This window comes from Chlorobiota bacterium, from assembly GCA_016710285.1.
Taxonomy (GTDB): Bacteria; Bacteroidota; Ignavibacteria; order OLB7; family OLB7; genus OLB7.
Genome location: JADJXR010000001.1, coordinates 2,271,631 through 2,288,468, shown reverse-complemented (window position 1 = coordinate 2,288,468; position 16,838 = coordinate 2,271,631). Strand labels below are relative to the sequence as shown.

The following is a 16,838-nucleotide window of genomic DNA, read 5'->3' as shown; positions in this document are numbered from 1 at the left end:
ATCGAAAATTGCGTGTTTCAAGTGGGGAGTGAAATTTGTGGGAGCGGAGGTGGGTTGAACGTGCGGCAGCTTCGGCGAAGGCCGCGTTGGCGAAGGCTTCCCCCAATGGCTCAACTCCATCGGGCGGCGGTTGGTGCAGGGTGTTTATCTCTCACTCTCTCACTCTCTCACTCTCTCTCCCCCTGTTCGCTTTGCTTTCTTCCCGTGACGGCGGCGCGATAGCCGGCGGGCGGAACTCCGAAATGCCGCCGGAACAACAAGCTGAAGGAACTTGGGCTTTCGAAACCGACTTGGTAGCAAGCAGCGGCCACGCCGATATTCTCCTCCATCAGCAATTGCGCAGCGTGGCGCAGCCGGACGCGGGTGAGGTATTGGTGCGGGGTGATCCCAAAGGCTGCGCGGAACAACCGCAGGAAGTGGTGTGGCGCAACCGCAGCGGCGCGGGCGGCATCGGCAACGGTGATTGGGTCCGCAAAGCTGGATGCAATAAAATCACGGCCCTGGCTTAGCCGGCGGTGAAGCTCGGCGCGGGTTGCTGCGCGGACCATTGGGATGCGTTGGCGTTCGTGGCGAAGCTCGTGCTGGACCCCAACCAACGCCCCGGCCATTTGGTGAAATTGCTCCTCCAGCCACGTCCGCTCTGGCTTGCCGGCATGGAGTTGGTTTCGGAGCCTATCCAGCATCGGCCAAACCCCAGCTTCGTGATCGTACATCCGCTCAATAAAGCTGATGGCTCCGTGCGGAACGCTCTGTGGGTCATCCAGCAAACGCTCGGTGGGGGTGGTGGCAACGCGGAAGGCTTCCTCGAAAAACCCTGGCCGAAAAAAAATGGAGAATGATTCGACCGGGGCGGATTGCTCCACAAATCCTGAGTATCGCTGCCCCTCGTTCAAGATCAGAAACTGCCCGCCACCCACCCGAAGCTGGCGGCCATCAACAACGTACGTCTCTGCCCCGTTGAAGGCGGTTTTTATCGAGAGGGTTCCTTGCACGGTGGGCCAGCTGCCGTTGGCCGATAGCGTCAACGCCGCAAGGTTGCACACCTCCATTTCTTGGCAGATCAAGTCATAGCCAAGCCGCACCGGGTTGTCCGTTGGGAAGTCAAAAAGGATCATGGGAAATAATGGATGCGCCAACGCCGCGCTGGCGTTGGCAATTTCAACACGTGGTGGGCAGCAGACGGAGGGAAGATAACCGGCACAACGAACATGGTTACGCAAAGCCCAGCTTCCCGCAATCGCCCATGAATAGGCAGCGATTCTTTTTCGCATATTCGCTGCCGAACTGTCAATCCAAACTTCCTTCCTGCTCCGCTATGAACCGCTTGCTGCTCTCCGTACCGCTTAGCCTTCTGCTTTTTGCCAGTGCCGTTGCTCCGCTTGCGGCGCAGCAGCGCCAGCAATCCAAACCGGCGGTGGACCTGCGCACCATGCAGGGCCGCCCGGAAGGGCTTCCTCCGTTCCGTGCGCCGCAGGGGGTTCCGTTGCCAACGGTTCAATCGTTGCCAGCGATTATCCCGTACGGCCTGCCGGAACGCCGCACCCTCACGGCCACGCCGCGCCAGCTTGCCAACAACACCGACACCGCCACCACCCCACGCGAAACGGTGATGCGGCTAAAAATCCAACGCGCCAGCAACGGCACGGTGCGTTGGGTGGAAGGGGCGTTGGGAACCATCGGCGGGGGGGGCGATCCGAAACGCCAGCAAGGGGGTGGGCTGCAATCGGCGGCGCGCCCGGCGTTGCAATTGCTGAACAGCTACCGGGGCTTGCTGGGGTTGCGGAATCCATCGCAAGAGCTTTCCCCCATCAGCATCGCCACCGATGCGGCGGGATATACTCACTTCCGGTTTGCGCAGATGTGGGGGAACATTCCGGTTTGGGGGCGGGACCTGTACGTCCATGCAAGGCCCGACGGGGAGGCGTACGTCATCAATGGCACCTACGAACCGACGCCGATTGATGCCCCCACCATGGCGGCAATCAGCAGCGCGAACGCTATCGGAATCACCATTGCGGACCTGCAGGCCAAAGGCCGGTGGGAGCCGGTCCCGGAACAAGTCGCCGCAATGCTGCGATTGGACCCGCCGCACGCTACGTTGGTGCTGTTTCCCGTGGAGAAGGGGGGAATGAAGTTATCGTGGGAAGTGACCCTCTATCCAAACTTGATTGAGCATTATACCTACTTGGTTGATGCTTCCAACGGCACTGTTCTCAACCGGATTCCACGCCATTGCAGCATTGTTCCGCCAAAGGGGAACGCCGCGCCGCCACGGGTTAGCGGGTTTGTGGTTGGCGGCGGGCAGCCCAAGGACGCGCCGGCGGTGCAATCGGCGCAGGGGGTTGCGGCGGCGGGATTCAAGAACGCCACCGCCACGGATCTAAACGGAAAGACCCAGAGCTTCCGGGTCTATCAGCACACCGATAACGTCCACTACATGGTGTTCGATCTCCCCAATTTCAACCAGGCGAAATCTCAGCTTCCCGATAATCCATCCGGCGGCGCGCTTACCATCAGCGCACGGAACAACGACCTTACGCAGGATGTGCAACTGGCGCACGTGACATCGGCCAACAACGTCTGGGGCGATCCTTCCTCGGTTTCGGCACACAGCAACGCGAAGGTGGCGTACGACTACTACAAGAACACCCACAACCGCAACGCCATTGATGACAAGGATGAGTCCATCGTCTCCATTATCCACGTCACCGAGAACAACCAGCCGATGGATAACGCCTTCTGGAACGGGCGGGTGATGGCCTACGGCGATGGGAACCAAGCCTTCACGCCGCTGGCCGGCGGGCTGGACGTTGCCGGGCACGAGATGACCCACGGAGTGATTGAACACAGCGCGAACTTGATCTACCAGAATCAATCCGGCGCATTGAACGAGTCCTTCGCCGACGTGTTTGGGCTGATGGTGGATCGGGAAGATTTTCTTATTGGCGAGGACATCGCCCGCTCGCAGTTCGGCGTTGCGCTTCGGGACATGCTGAACCCCAGCAACAGCAACGTGATTAGCCCGCAACCGGCGCACATGAACCAATTCCAGCAGCTTCCCTTAAGCCAGGATAACGGCGGGGTCCACGCCAACAGCGGTATTCCGAACCGGGCGGCGGCGCTTCTGATTCAGGAGATAGGAAGGGAGAAGGTGGAGAAGATTTACTACCGAGCACTCACCAACTATCTGACCCGCAACAGCAACTTTATTGACTGCCGCAACGCCGTGCTGCAAGCCGCAAAGGACCTGCATGGCGATGGGACCGAAGCCGCAGCGGTGCGGAAATCGTTTGCGGCGGTTGGGATCGGGACCGATGACGGCGGCGGCAGCGGGGACACCGGCGGCGGCAACAACAGCGGCAGTGATAACGTCCCGCCAGCGCAAGGAACGAACTCCGTCATCGCCTTCATGTTGGATGATGGAACCATTGGCCTGCTGGACGTTGAGGCCAACACCGTCCAGACGTTCGCCAACGCCGTTGCCCGCGTCAACCGCAGCGGAAACAACGTGGACCGCAGCCAGCTTAGCACCCCCCGCAACGGATCACGCATCTGGTTTGTGAACACCCAGCAGCAGCTTGCCAACGTGGATGTGAACACCGGGCAAGTCAGCGTTTTCCCTGACCTCCGGATTAACCCGAACGGCGGCGGCCCCGACATCTGGAACGCATCGGTTGCCCCCGATGAAAGTTTTGTTGCGCTGGTTTCGGCCTACGAAAAGGACCCCAATCTCTATTTCTTTGAAGTGGCCACCAACCAGCTAACGGTGGTGGAGCTGAAGCCGCAAACCACGCAAAACGGCATCACCGACCGGTCCATCCAATTCCCCGATGTGGTCTCGTGGTCGCCAAATTTGCAGGAGCCAAAAATCGCCTTCGATGCCTTCCGCCAGCTGGATGTTGCCGGGGGAACAACGTCGTTTTGGAGCATGTATGAAATTGATTTTGGTGCCGAGCTTATCTACAACCTGATCCCCGCCCAGCCGGAAGATGTCAGCGTGGGGAACGTCACCTACAGCAACACCGATCCCGACGTGCTGGCCTACAACGTGATTGGCCAAGTGGAGGATGTGACGGCGGTGAATTTTGCAACCAACACCGCGCAAGCGCTCAGCATCCAAACGTTCAACATTCAGGGGAACCCAATTCTGGATGCGGACCGCCCAACGTTCAGCCCCGATGACCGGCAGATCTGCTTCACCACTGCCGCGCAGCAGGCGTTCCTGTTTTACACCCGCTCGAACAACCAACTCTCCTTCCTGAAACTAAGCCCCGAGCAGCCGGTGTTCCATGCGCGATGGTTCACCCGTGGCGAATCCCCCGCCGCGCCAACGTTCGAGGATAGCGTGTTTGTGGAGGCCGTCACCCCAAACCCAACGAAATCCACGGGAACCGTTCGGTTCCAGGTGCCGCGTTCGGTGGATGCGAAGGTGACGTTGTTCGATCCATCAGGAAGGCAAGCATTGAAGGTGTTTGAAGGCCCGGCAAATCCGGGGTCGAATGATGTCCCGTTCGATGCCACCCCCTTGCCAGCCGGAATCTACGTGGTCCAAGTGCGAGCACTAACGGCAACGAAATATGCGTTGCTGGCGTTGGTGAAATAGGGTTGGATGGGGGTGATACCGCAAACATTGCAGCCACGCCCGTCCCTGCTCAACCTTACCCCCCAACCCCCTCTCCGTGACTTCGTCCCCAGCAACGCCAGAGCAACTGACGGAGAGGGGGAGCAAGACAGAAAAAAGAAGGCGAAGCCTTCGCCGCAAAGCCCTCCCCTGCCCAGCGGGGGAGGGTTGGGTGGGGGTAATCCCCCCGCAGTTTCTTCTCTCACGGCGACAGCCGTTCAATCACCCACGCTCCTCCCTCCTCCTGCCACCGATACCGCAGGCGGTCGTGCAGCCGGCTGGGCCGCCCTTGCCAGAACTCAATCATCGTTGGCCGCAAACGGTAGCCGCCCCAGAAGGGCGGGCGGGGAATTTCACCGCCGGCAAAACGTGCCTCAATTTCCCGCACGCGTTCCTCCAGCTCCTCCCTTCCGGCAATCACCCTGCTTTGCTCCGATGCCCACGCCCCAATTTTGCTCCCCAGCGGCCTGCTTGCAAAGTATTCATCCGACTCGGCAGCACTCACCTTTTCCACACGGCCCTCAATCCGCACCTGGCGTTGCAGTTGGCTCCACCAAAAGCTCAACGAAGCGTGCGGATGCGCCGCAAGGTCCTCCCCTTTGCGCCCCTCGTAGTTGGTGAAAAACAGGAAGCCATGTTCATCGAAGCCTTTCAGCAGGACCACCCGTGCGCTGGGTTGCCCGGCGTTGTTGACGGTGGCAAGGGTCATTCCGGTTGGCTCGGGAACGCTGGCGTTCATCGCTTGGTCGAACCAGTGGGCGAACTGGGCAAACGGGTTCGGGTCCAGGTCCGCTTCGGCCAGGCCGGCAGCGGTGTATTCTTGGCGGATGTCGGCAAGTGAAGGCATAGGATTATGGGAAGAATGATGACCGTTCTTTTCCGTGTTGAAGGCAAAATTAGGCTTCCTCCCGAAGATTCCAGAATTCCGCGAAGCAAGAATTTTCCAGCACGATTCCAAGCTGCCCTGCTGAACAGACCCGATATTCCAGAAAACGCGGTTGTTCCGGTTTTTCGTGCCGGTGGTAGGAGCACTTACTGAACAATCGTCAACGGCAATGTTTGAATTGTATTCCCCTTGTGGATGGAGACGAAGTATTGCCCGGCAGGAAGGGCTTCGGTGTTGAGAAAGATTTGGCCATTGTTCATCATCGCCTCCTCTTTGGAAAGTGAAAGCCATTGCTTCCCAAGCGCATCCACGATTGAGATACTGTGGAGTTCTTGTTCTGAAGGATCCAGCAGTAGCACCGCTCTTTTATCAGCAGGGTTTGGGATTATTGCTGCGGTAGTTTGGTTCGAATTTTCCGAATGTACACCGCTTGTTTCTGATATCGTCCCGTGAAAAATTTGCCCGAATACTGTGGCTATCCAAATATGATTTTTTGTTGGGTATGCAAATTCAATGAAATTTGTCTTTGGAGCAACAATGTTATTTGGTTTCCATGTTTTCCCGCCATCATGGGTCAGAAGAACTTTTCCAAAAAAACCGATTGCTACGCCATGTTGGTCATCAAGAAATTTTGCTGTTATTAATCCGTATGCTGGATCAATCGAATCATTTACCACAGTCTCCCATGTTTTCCCACCATCATAGGTTCGGCGGATAATATCATAAGCATTATACGCCGGTCCAAACATCTTACGCCCAACAGCCCAACCATCTTGTTTATTCAAAAAAAATATATTCGGTGTTGAAGTAAACGGCTGGGGGGTTGGCCATGGTTTTGAAATATCCTCGTTCAAATAAATGCTACCAGTATCACCTCCTAGTGTAAGCACCATACCTTTTGGCGATGTTAAAGCTATGCCACCTACCCCCCATTGTAATGATGCCGAATCGGAAGGGGCTGGGAGAATTTCCCACGTCTTACCACTATCGGAAGAAACAGCAATTGTTTTTGGGTAGCCAATCACAGCAATATGAGCCGGATCGAATACCGACAATGCTTTCAGATTACTTTTTGTCCCTGTCTCAATTCGATTCCATGTGGTTCCGGCATCGGACGTACGCAACACAGCACCACTATCGGTAATAATTACTGCCGTTGTTGGGGTAAGAAATTTAATGGTCTTTAACCGCAGTGCTACTTTAACAACCGGGGAGATTTCTGCAGAATCAAGAATTACCGTTTTCCAATGTTTTCCGCCATCAGTAGTGGTATGAATTAGGCTATAAACATTGCCAACCGCGCCGGTCGCTATGCAGTTAAGGCTATCGGAGCAATCTATTGATGAAAAACTGGCGGTTGCTGGAAAACCGGGAACGGTAGTGATCACAAGGGAATCTTGTAATTCCCACCGAATGGTTTGTGCATGAAGCAATGGTTGTGCACATACGGCCAACAGCAGTGTGAGAAATATGCCGTGGAATGGATGGTATCCTCTGATAATCATGGCTGGTAGTGTGGTTATTGGTGGTTGGAGTACAATTACTGAAGAGGATGGAAAAATGCAGGAATACATCTTCCCATCCTCTTCAAGGTTCCGTTAGTTAAACAGTAATCCTTCGGGCAGGCATATCGAGACGCACGTCCCCGCAACAACACTCCATGAATCTGAGCACGTAGCTGGTGGCGCGCTTTGCCCGATCTGGGTATATGTTCTGTTCCCTGCCGCATCTCGGCAAACTTGAAAATCTGTCCGGCAACACGCATCCCCGCAGCCCATAAAAAACGTATTAGGCTCTGATACATCAGGCATCCCTATCCCATCTTTCCAGCAGGCACTTCGATACACCCTCCATGTAGTGGAACACCCTTCCTCCAATGGCGGGAAGCCCATAAAATTTGCTCTCAGCACCGCAATAGTAGCATCATTGATGAGATCGGTTGGTGTTTTCGGGCCCGAGAAATAGATATTACAGGGAGCACCTTGTGCCATCCCAGCATACGGGAGGCGTACGCTTAAGATTTCAAGTTCGTGATAACCACACCCTGAACGCCATCGGTAGGTGACTTCTACAATACAGCCATTGGGAAGGACGTGCCAAGTAGGAAGTAAGCTCCAGCCAGTGTTGGGTTGATTACAGTCAGGAATTGGGCAAGGTTCAAGTGTGGGTTGTGCTATTACCGCTGGTGCTACGCTAAATGCAAGCCCAATGGTAAGTAGCAATACCCTGAAGACCTGAAGACCTGAAGACCTGAAGACCTAGTGTGCTTGTCATAGGAAGCTCCTTAATTGATAGTGAATGATGATGTAGCGAATGGTTCTTCTATCACCTTACCAGTGATATAGAAGAACACCCATGACGAGGCAAAACTACAACTTTGCAATTATTCTCCAACGGCTTCAAAGAAAAAAATGCTTCTTCAATATTGCTTTCTTTCATGCCATAGCTGAGAATTCAATCTGCGTTCTTTTGCTCATGGCATTTTTATTTTTGATGATTTATTCTTGGAGCACTGTTTACATAATTTCGAGAGCATTCCAACATCCCTCCAAAAAACTCCATCTATTCCCCGCCCCGCCGGGGCAGGGAAATAGATATTTTTTGATTTCCATCACGCCTTATCGTTTTGCCAAATAGAGGCCGCGGCCGGTTACTGCTGCAATCACAAAAAAACCACCGCATATTGAGAGGAGCGACGGACGCTCGCCGTAGAAAAGCATCACCCAGATGGGGTTCAGCAATGGCTCCAGCATCGGGATTAACGCCCCCTCAATCGCGCTGACGCTTCCAACGCCGCGCACAAAAAGGATATACCCAAACCCAAGCTGCACAACCCCAAGCAGTGCCAGATAGAGAAGGTCGTTCCCCTGCGGAGCGGCCCCAACCGCAAACGGCAGCCCAACCAGCGCGGTGATGATGTTCCCCACCAGCACCATCTGCAGCGATGCCCCCCTTGTGTGGTCGCGGCGCAAGGCAATCACCGTCAGCGCAAAGAACACGCCGCTGACAATTGCCAGCAGGTTCCCAACCATCCCATCGGGCGAAAGCTGGTCCATGAAGAAAAAGGACATCCCCACCATCACCGCCGCCACCGTCAGCCAATCAAGGCGGGTGATCCGTTCCTTCAGCAGCAAGGGGCTTAGCAGCGCAACATGAATCGGGGCGGTGTATTGCAGCAGAATGGCGTTGGCCGCGGTGGTCAGCTTGGTGGCGGAAACGAACAGCAGCACGGTGCCGGCGTAGGCAATCGCCCCAAACCAAACCGCTGGCGTCGGTTTTTTCCAGGACGCGCCCCGCGCCAACAGGGCAATCATCACCGCCGCAATCGCGCTGCGCCCGCCGGCAATCACCAACGAATCCAGCGTTATCAGCTTAATCCACAAGCCGCCGAAGCTCCAAAACGCCGCAGCAAGAATCAGGAATATCACCCCTTTCGCTTGGTCGTTCATGGAAGGTTTTCCGGTGGATTGATTGATGCCCAGCACCCCCTACAGCCCAGCCGCAACATCGGCCACCGGCGGTTGGAATTGCTCCTGGTAAAATTCAAAGTAATGGGTGGCGTTGGCCACTTCCATCACCTTCGATTTGGCGATAACTTCGGCATAGGAGACGTAGCAGCGTAAGGCTTTCCGCATCTGCTCGGCATCTTCTTCGGAGACTTCAACAATGCAATCAATCTCCTCAATCTTGGAGCGTTTTAGGGGGAAGATGCTGGCTTCGATATCAGTGTTGGCCGGGCCAAGCGTGTAGAATGCCAGCCGTTTCAGGTAATCGGCTCCTTGCTGGCGAAGCTCAAGAAACACGCGCTTGGCGACGGCGTGCATCACCAGGTGATCCTCGAACCCACTGATTCCATGCACCGGATAGGAAACGATGATGTTCGGTTGCAGCCGCTGGATATGCTGGGCAACAACGCTCTCAATCTCGCGCGGGTCCATCTCCTTCAATCCGCTGTCGGGAAGGTCCAGCACCGTCATGCTGGTTAGCCCCAACGTTTTCTCCACCTCCAGCATCTCGCCGAAGCGAACCTCTCCCATTTCTTCGATGCTTAGCCCCAGCGTGTGGCGCACTTTGGTTGCGCCCCCTTTGGTCAGCGTCAGCAGGTGGACTTCGTGGCCGTTGCGCAGCTGCTGCGCCATTGGTGCCGCCGGCCCGAACGACTCATCATCGGGATGGGGGAAGATGTACAAGAATCGCATCTCGGTCTGTTCCTGTGGAATGTGTTGTTGGAAATGATGATAACGGGGGGCGAAGATACAAGGTCAACCGGAAGTTGAAACTATGCCCCTCGCGAAATGGCTTCCAGCGGAGATTCTTTCCGTGGATTTCTGCAAGATCAACTACGGTTCCTTGCGGAGGCCGGATTGATTCCCCAGCGGGGGGAAGTAATGCCGCAAGGGGCGGCCAACCGCAACCCGGCGTGGCATATTGCCGTCGGCGATTGCGCCAAGTGCTGCTCCCTTTCTGCTCTTTCATTTCCTGATGAACACTGTTCCTTCCCATTCTGGACCAATCACGCCGCGCCGGATTGCAATCTGGTGCGCTTCGCTGCTGTTCCCAACCATTTTGTTTGCCACGCAGAACTACATCAACCTTCTGGGGACCGAGCGGGAGATGAGTTGGTGGTTTTGGTTCTGGCGCGAGTCGTTCGTCTGGGCCATTTGGGGCGGGGTGCTGCCGTTGGTGTTTGCGTTCACGCGGCGTTGCCCGGTTTCCGGTCCGCGCTGGCTGCGGAACCTTCTGCTTCACCTTCCGGTTGGTGCGGCGTTTGCGGCGGTGACGCTGGTCCTGTTTGTGATCGCAACCCAAATTTCTGGCATCAGCCTTGCCCCGGCAGAAATGGCGTTGTGGGAACGATTGGAGCTGGGCTTCACCCGCTCGTTCGCTATCGCCTTCAGCATCTACGGCGTGTCGGTGACGGCGTATCACGCTTTGGGCTACTACCGCGAAGCACGCCAGCGCGAGCTTCGGGCCTGGCAGCTTGAACGGAACCTGGCCGAGGCACGGCTGGAGGCACTTCGGAACCAGCTTCACCCGCATTTTCTTTTCAACACCCTTCACATGATCTCCGCATTGATGTCGCAAGATGTCCCCGCAGCGCGGCGGATGATTGCGCGGCTAAGCGACCTTCTGCGCCAGTCGCTGGACAGCAACGGGGCGCAGGAGATTGCGCTGGCCGAGGAGTTGGAATTCCTGGATGGATACTTGGAAATCCAGCGCACCCGATTCCATGACCGGCTGACGATCGAGCAACGGATTCCCACGGAACTCCATCAGCTTTTGGTCCCGCGGCTGATCCTTCAGCCGATTGTGGAGAACGCCATCCGCCACGGCACGGCCAAGCAAACAACGCCCGGGGAAATCACCATTGCCGCCAAGCAACAGAACGCCCAGCTGATCCTGACGGTTGACGACAACGGGCCGGGAATGGCCGAAGGGAACCAGCACGAAGGGATCGGGTTGGGAAACACGCGCGAACGATTGCGGCAGCTGTACGGCCCCGAAGGAACGCTAACGCTGGCCAACCGCCCAGAAGGTGGCGCGCGCGCAACGATTGCGATTCCAGCGCGGCAAGAAACCCCAGGCCGGTAAACAAGCAAGCCGTGCGGCACGCAATGCGCTCCACACGGCTTGTTCTGAATTGGCGTTTTGGCTCTCTTCTTCTTTCTACGCTCAGCCAATCTGCTTCTGATACACGCGGTACTTTTTGGTGACGTGTGCGTTCATCCCTTCGGCGGCGCGGTTCATCATGGTGTTGTCTTCCAGCACCCACGATGCTTCGCCGCGGTCAATCCCTTTGCGGTGGGCGCGTTCCATAATCTCGCGGTAGATCAGCGCATCCACCCCTTTCCCCTGATACTCCGGCAGCACCCCAAGAATAATCACCCGCAACTGGTTGATCTTTTTCTTTTTGGTCATCAGGTTCATAATGGCCGTTGGGAGGTTTTTTGCCCCTGGCGGGATTGTGCTTCCGGCGCGGAACGCCTGGGTGATGTCGGGAAGGGCCAGCGCGAACCCGACCGCTTTCCCATCCTTCTCGGCAAACAGCACAAGGTCTGGGTCGGCAATCTGCTTCATCTCGTAGGCCATCAGGTTCATCTCCTCGTCGGTCATCGGAACAAAGCCCCAGTTTAGCTCCCAGGCTTCATTGTAGATCTTCTTCAGCCGCTCAACTTCGGCAGCAAAATTCTTCATCTGAAGCGACCGCACGGTGATGCTTCCGCGCTGGCGAAGAAGATCGGTGACGCGGCGCATTTTGTCGGTTAAGCTGGTGGGGTAATTCAGTTCCCAGGCCATCAAATCCTTTGCTTTGCTGAAGCCTGCGTTCTCCCACAATGTTGGGTAGAACGGCGGGTTGTACGGCATTTGCACCGCCGCCGATTGGCCGAAGCCTTCCACCAGCATCCCGCACTCGTCGTTCATCGAGGGGGAGACGGGGCCGCGGATTTCGGTCATCCCTTTTTCCCGCAGCCAGGCGGTTGCGGCGTTGATAAGGGTGTTGGCAACGTCCTGGTCGTTAATCGCCTCGAAGAACCCGATAAACCCAACGTTGTCGTTATGGGTGCGGTTGTGGTTGCCGTTGGTGATTGCACCAATCCGGCCAACGGTTTTCCCATCCTTCACTGCAAGCCACAGCTGCAACCGCGCGTGTTTGTAGAATGGATTTTTCTCCACATCAATCAGCCGCATTCTGTCCATCTCCACCGGCGGGGTCCAGTTGGGGTCGTCGCCGTACAGGCCCCACACCATGCGGATGAACTCCTGGCGTTCCTTCCGGCTGTTCATTGGCCGCAGCCGGACGGTCCCGCTGGTTGGCAGTTCGCCGGTTCCCATTTCTGTGATTGCGGTTTCTGTGGTTGCGGCGGCAGCGGTTTGCTCGGCAGCAACGGCTCCGGTTTCGCGTTCCAGCAATCCCATCTCGGTCCCAATATCTTCGAACAGCTCAAGGATACGATCCAGGTGGTGTTTCTCGTGGGTGGCCATTACGGAGGTGCGCATCATCTGCAATCCGGGCATCACCCCGGGAGAGATGAAGGCATTGACGAACACGCCGGCATCGTACAGCCGCCGCCAGAAGATGAAGGTGAGGGTGTCGTCGCCAATAATCACCGGGATCACGCCGGTCTTGGATTCAATAATCCGGAACCCCGACTGCTGGAAGCCATTGCGGAGGTAGTTGGCGTTGTCAATCAGTTGGTCAATCCGGTGCGGCTCGGCCCGCATGATGCGGAGCGCGGTCAGCGCGGCAGCAACGGAGGCAGGGGTTGGCGATGCGGAGAAGATCAGGGCTGGCGACGTGTGTTTGATGTAGTTAATCACCCGCTCCTCGCCCACCACCCATCCCCCCAGCGATGCCAGCGATTTGCTGAAGGTCCCCATCGTCATCTCAATCTCATCATCCAGCCCGAAGTAGCTGGCGGTTCCGCGCCCTGCTTCGCCAATCACCCCCAGCGAGTGGGCATCGTCCACCATGATGCGTGCGCCGTATTGCTTGGCCAGCTTGTTCATCTGTGGGAGATCAACAATCTCACCCGAGGTGGAGAACACGCCATCGGTGACGATCAGTTTTCCGGCGGATTCCGGAAGCCGGGCAAGCTGGCGTTCAAGGTCGCCCATATCGTTATGCTTGTAGCGAACAACGTCGCCAAAAGCCCCTTTGGCCATCAGGTTGCCGGCAACGATGCAGGCGTGGTTGTCCTTGTCGCTCAGGACGTAATCGCCACGGTTGACCAGCGTGGGGATCACCCCCTGGGCGGTTTGGTAGCCGGTGGAGAACAGAAGGCACGCCTCCTTCCCCATGAAGTCCGCAAGCTCGGTCTCCATCTCCTCATGCAGCCGAAGCGTGCCGGTTAGATAGCGCGATCCGGAGCAACCGGTTCCGAACTGTTCCACCGCTTTAATGGCGGCTTCTTTTACGCGGGGATCGGCGGTCAATCCCAAGTAATTATTTGATCCGGCCATGATGACCTCACGCCCTTCGATACGGACCACTGGCCCCTCGTTCACTTCGATTGGGCGGAAGTACGGGTAATATCCCGCTTCTTTCACATCATCGGCACGGGTGAAATCACGGCACTTTTGGAAGATGTCTGCCAAGTACGTTGCTCCTATCTGAAACTGATGAACGGTTGACGAAAAGGGAAGAATGAAAGGCGAACAATCACACCGGATGACGGCACGCCGAAACCCAGCCGGGCGGAATATATTCCCGCGACCCCGTGACTTCCAAAGAAAGATCGGAAACAAGAAATGGACAGCCGGACGGAACGCCGGGTCGGGCCGGGCAACCAAGCAGCGGTTTACGGCTGGCGAACAGGCTTCCATCGCTTCCCTTCCGCCCCATCGCGCCTTTGCCAACCCCACTTCCCTTTTCTCCAAAATTGCCTTTCTTTATTGCGGAGTGATTCTTTTTGGGGAATCTGCGTCATTTCCGTGGTAAGAGTTCGTTGCTCCATAAAAAGACAAGGCTCTTCCCGCAACTCTCCATCTACGCTCTCCGTTCTGGCGGCGCGCTCTTTCCAAAAAAAATCATCTTCTATACTGCCTGACTATGCACGCTTTTCTCTCCCATGTTCGCTTCCGTTGCAGCTTCCTGGCGTTGCTGCTGCTGCCCGCGGTTGCTGCGGCCCAAACCACCGGAACGGTGACGGGAATCGTGACCGATGGGGCAACCGGCAAGCCGCTGAAAGCCGCCACAATCCTGCTGCGCGACGCTTCCGACACCACCGCAAAACCGATTGGCGACCTTACCGACGGCGATGGCACCTTCACCATCCAACAGGTGGCGATTGGGAAACCGTACACGCTGGAGGCTCGCTACACCGGCTACGCCCCCTACGTCCTTTCGCCGGTGACGCTGACCGTGGAGAAACCATTGCTGGAACTTGCCACCATCACGCTGCAACCGCGCACGCTTCAGCAAGATGAGGTGAAGGTTACTGCCGAACGCCCGCAAGTGATAGTAATGGCCGACAAAACAGTCCACACCGTTGAGAACAACCCGAACTTCACCGCCACCAACGTCAGCGAACTGCTGGGCCAGGTTCCATCCATCCAAGTGGATCAAGACGGGAAGATTTTTCTGCGGGGGAGCGAGAACATCACGATTATGATGAACGACCGCCCGCTGACAATGCCCGCCGACCAACGGAACAAATTCCTGCAATCGCTACCGGCAAGCATGGTGAAGGATATTGAGATACGCACCAACCCCGGGGCAAAATTCGACGCGAAGGATCAAGGGGGGATCATCAACATCGTCACCCGCCGGACGCTGAGCGATATGGTGGGGGGGAACGTCAACGGCGGCGCGGATACCAAAGGCGGGCTGAACGGCGGCGCAGGGCTGTTCTACAACAGCAGCACGGTGAACGCCTCGCTAAGCGGCGGCGGATACTACGGCCCGAACACCAGCAGCCACACAACACTCCGCATAAATTATCTGGACAGCAACGAACGGAAGATTCAAGGCGGGGGGAATTCCGAATCCTCCTCCAGCTCCTACTACGGCTACGGCCAGATTGATTACAAGCTCACGGAGTCCGATCTCTTCTCCCTCTCCTTCAACCTGAACGGATGGGGGTCGGAATACACTTCGAACGGAGCAAACACCTACTTCAACGCCAGCGATGCGGTGGTTGGCCGGTTCTTCGACACCAGCTTTGCAAACAGCGACGATGGCAACTCGGGCGGATACAACAGCGGCTCGCTGTTGTACAAACACACCCTTGCTCCGGACCATACATTGGAGCTGAACGTTGGCTACGACGGCAATGGATACAAGGGCAATAACCGCTACGTTAGCCGTTTTTTCCGCACCAACGGTCTTCTTGACTCCCTGCGGAGCACGGCGCGGAATAACGAATCCGACCGCTCAAACTCCACCATCATCAGCAATATTGATTACGAGAACCCGATCAGCGAATCGTTCAAGCTGACGGCAGGGGTGAAGAATGAGCTGAACTTCCTGGACAACAACACCGTGGTGGAAACCCTGAACCACACCACCGGCGAGTTCACCCGCGACACAGCCCAAACCAACCATTACTTGCCCCGCAACAGCATCTACGCTTTGTACGGAAACGGCGCGGTTGTTCTCTCGGAAAAATTCACGATGCAGGCAGGGTTCCGGGTGGAACACGCCATCGTCTCGGCCAAGTATGAATCGGGGGAGGAACTGATCTCCCGCAGCTACACCAACCTGTTCCCCAGCGGGTCGCTTGCGTGGAACATGGACCAGCAGAACAGCCTAACCTTCAGCTACCGCCGCAGCGTCGCCCTGCCCGACATTGACGCGCTGAACCCGACCAAATTCCGCTGGAATGATCTTTCGGAGTTCAGCGGCAATCCTGACCTTCAGCCGGAGTTCAGCAACAACCTTGAGCTAAGCTACAGCACCTTCTGGGGGATGGGAAACATGGTGACGTTCGCCCCATATTACTCCACCACCAGCGGCACAATCGAAAGCAGCCAGCAGCTGATTAATGGGGTGAACTCTAGCAGCTACGCTAATTTCAACGGGTCCTATTCGGTGGGGGCGGATGCTTCCGTTTCGGTGCGCCCGTGGGAGTGGCTGAACGTGCGGGCATCGGGGAATATCTACCAGCAAGTGAACCGCGGAAGCGCGATCCCCGGGGATTTGTACAGCTCGGCAATCGGAAACAGCGGGAACCTTTGGCTAACCGCCACGCTGATGGAGGGATTGACCCTTAGCAACAGCCTCTACTTCCGGAACCCCGCAACGGTTGGCGGCCAGAAACCATCAAACATGATTTTCTGGAATGCCTCGTTGCAGCAACACCTGCTGGACAAGAAGCTGACCATCTCCCTGCGGCTGAACGACCCATTGAATTTGCAGAAATGGCAGAACACCTACAGCACGCCAGAATTCTACACCGACACGGAGAGCAAATGGGAATCCCGCTCGGTGGGGATAAGCATCAGCTACAACTTCGGGACCATTCCCCGCTTGGAGTCGCACCAAAAGGAGAAGAGCGAAACCAAAGGGAGCGGCGGTGGCGGTGGCAACAGCGGCGGAGGTGGTGGATCGGGGCAGGGGGGGTAAAGAATCGCCGGTTAGATTGAACGTCAACATTGCCACGCTGGCACACAGAGCGGTATCGCCGCCCCGTGCCAGCGTGCTCTGTTTAGATAGACTTCTTAGATAGATCTTCCTCTTTCCTACATCAGTTTTCACCCTCCCTCCATCACCAACTCACCATCACCAACTTTTTTTTTCTCCTGTTTGGCAACTGTGGCCGGTTCAATCGCTTCGTGTGGCCGGTGGCGGATACCTTGATTTCTGTGCGCTGCGCTCGGCACCGCACAAGC

The 16,838-nt window shown here is 56.5% G+C and carries 9 protein-coding genes; 3 read left to right on the top strand and 6 right to left on the bottom strand.

Features of this window, described 5'->3' with window-relative positions; all coding sequences use genetic code 11:
• Nucleotides 1-167: 167 nt before the first annotated feature.
• On the bottom strand, nucleotides 168-1,115 hold the full coding sequence (locus tag IPM61_08185) for a helix-turn-helix transcriptional regulator (protein ID MBK8911298.1): 948 nt from the start codon (nucleotides 1,113-1,115) through the stop codon (nucleotides 168-170).
• 200 nt (nucleotides 1,116-1,315) lie between these two features.
• On the opposite strand from IPM61_08185, the gene IPM61_08180 reads away from it, so the two are divergent.
• Nucleotides 1,316-4,603 carry a M4 family metallopeptidase gene (locus IPM61_08180; protein ID MBK8911297.1) on the top strand — a complete coding sequence of 1,096 codons (3,288 nt, stop codon included), beginning with the start codon at nucleotides 1,316-1,318 and terminating at the stop codon, nucleotides 4,601-4,603.
• A gap of 220 nt (nucleotides 4,604-4,823) precedes the next feature.
• On the opposite strand, the gene pdxH is transcribed toward IPM61_08180, so the two are convergent.
• The 4 genes from pdxH to IPM61_08160 all read right to left on the bottom strand — a co-directional run bounded on the left by pdxH (nucleotide 4,824) and on the right by IPM61_08160 (nucleotide 9,706).
• Nucleotides 4,824-5,468 (bottom strand): pyridoxamine 5'-phosphate oxidase, encoded by a 645-nt coding sequence (gene pdxH, locus IPM61_08175; protein ID MBK8911296.1) that lies wholly within the window; start codon nucleotides 5,466-5,468, stop codon nucleotides 4,824-4,826.
• A 185-nt stretch (nucleotides 5,469-5,653) separates the two neighbouring features.
• Complete coding sequence (locus IPM61_08170) at nucleotides 5,654-7,012, bottom strand: T9SS type A sorting domain-containing protein (GenBank protein MBK8911295.1); 1,359 nt, start codon at nucleotides 7,010-7,012, stop codon at nucleotides 5,654-5,656.
• A gap of 1,113 nt (nucleotides 7,013-8,125) precedes the next feature.
• Nucleotides 8,126-8,956, bottom strand: coding sequence for a DMT family transporter (locus tag IPM61_08165; protein MBK8911294.1), 831 nt, complete (start codon nucleotides 8,954-8,956; stop codon nucleotides 8,126-8,128).
• A gap of 39 nt (nucleotides 8,957-8,995) precedes the next feature.
• A complete protein-coding gene (locus tag IPM61_08160; protein MBK8911293.1) occupies nucleotides 8,996-9,706 on the bottom strand; it encodes a PIG-L family deacetylase in 711 nt (236 codons plus the stop codon).
• Nucleotides 9,707-9,989: 283 nt separating this feature from the next.
• Here IPM61_08160 and IPM61_08155 point away from each other — a divergent pair, with 283 nt between their 5' ends.
• The gene (locus tag IPM61_08155) at nucleotides 9,990-11,099 is read left to right on the top strand and encodes a histidine kinase (GenBank protein MBK8911292.1); all 1,110 of its coding nucleotides are present in this window, start codon (nucleotides 9,990-9,992) and stop codon (nucleotides 11,097-11,099) included.
• A gap of 81 nt (nucleotides 11,100-11,180) precedes the next feature.
• On the opposite strand, the gene IPM61_08150 is transcribed toward IPM61_08155, so the two are convergent.
• Nucleotides 11,181-13,832, bottom strand: coding sequence for an aminotransferase class I/II-fold pyridoxal phosphate-dependent enzyme (locus IPM61_08150; GenBank protein ID MBK8911291.1), 2,652 nt, complete (start codon nucleotides 13,830-13,832; stop codon nucleotides 11,181-11,183).
• A gap of 226 nt (nucleotides 13,833-14,058) precedes the next feature.
• Between IPM61_08150 and IPM61_08145 the strand changes: the two genes are divergently transcribed.
• On the top strand, nucleotides 14,059-16,572 hold the full coding sequence (locus tag IPM61_08145) for a TonB-dependent receptor (protein ID MBK8911290.1): 2,514 nt from the start codon (nucleotides 14,059-14,061) through the stop codon (nucleotides 16,570-16,572).
• Nucleotides 16,573-16,838 lie beyond the last annotated feature (266 nt).

Excerpts from the sequence above, each read along its gene's own strand:
- IPM61_08155 (MBK8911292.1), top strand. The coding sequence starts at position 9,990 with ATGAACACTGTTCCTTCCCATTCTGGACCAATCACGCCGCGCCGGATT.
- IPM61_08150 (MBK8911291.1), bottom strand. The coding sequence starts at position 13,832 with ATGGAAGCCTGTTCGCCAGCCGTAAACCGCTGCTTGGTTGCCCGGCCC.
- IPM61_08185 (MBK8911298.1), bottom strand. The coding sequence starts at position 1,115 with ATGATCCTTTTTGACTTCCCAACGGACAACCCGGTGCGGCTTGGCTAT.
- IPM61_08160 (MBK8911293.1), bottom strand. The coding sequence starts at position 9,706 with ATGCGATTCTTGTACATCTTCCCCCATCCCGATGATGAGTCGTTCGGG.
- IPM61_08165 (MBK8911294.1), bottom strand. The coding sequence starts at position 8,956 with ATGAACGACCAAGCGAAAGGGGTGATATTCCTGATTCTTGCTGCGGCG.
- IPM61_08145 (MBK8911290.1), top strand. The coding sequence starts at position 14,059 with ATGCACGCTTTTCTCTCCCATGTTCGCTTCCGTTGCAGCTTCCTGGCG.
- pdxH (MBK8911296.1), bottom strand. The coding sequence starts at position 5,468 with ATGCCTTCACTTGCCGACATCCGCCAAGAATACACCGCTGCCGGCCTG.
- IPM61_08170 (MBK8911295.1), bottom strand. The coding sequence starts at position 7,012 with ATGATTATCAGAGGATACCATCCATTCCACGGCATATTTCTCACACTG.
- IPM61_08180 (MBK8911297.1), top strand. The coding sequence starts at position 1,316 with ATGAACCGCTTGCTGCTCTCCGTACCGCTTAGCCTTCTGCTTTTTGCC.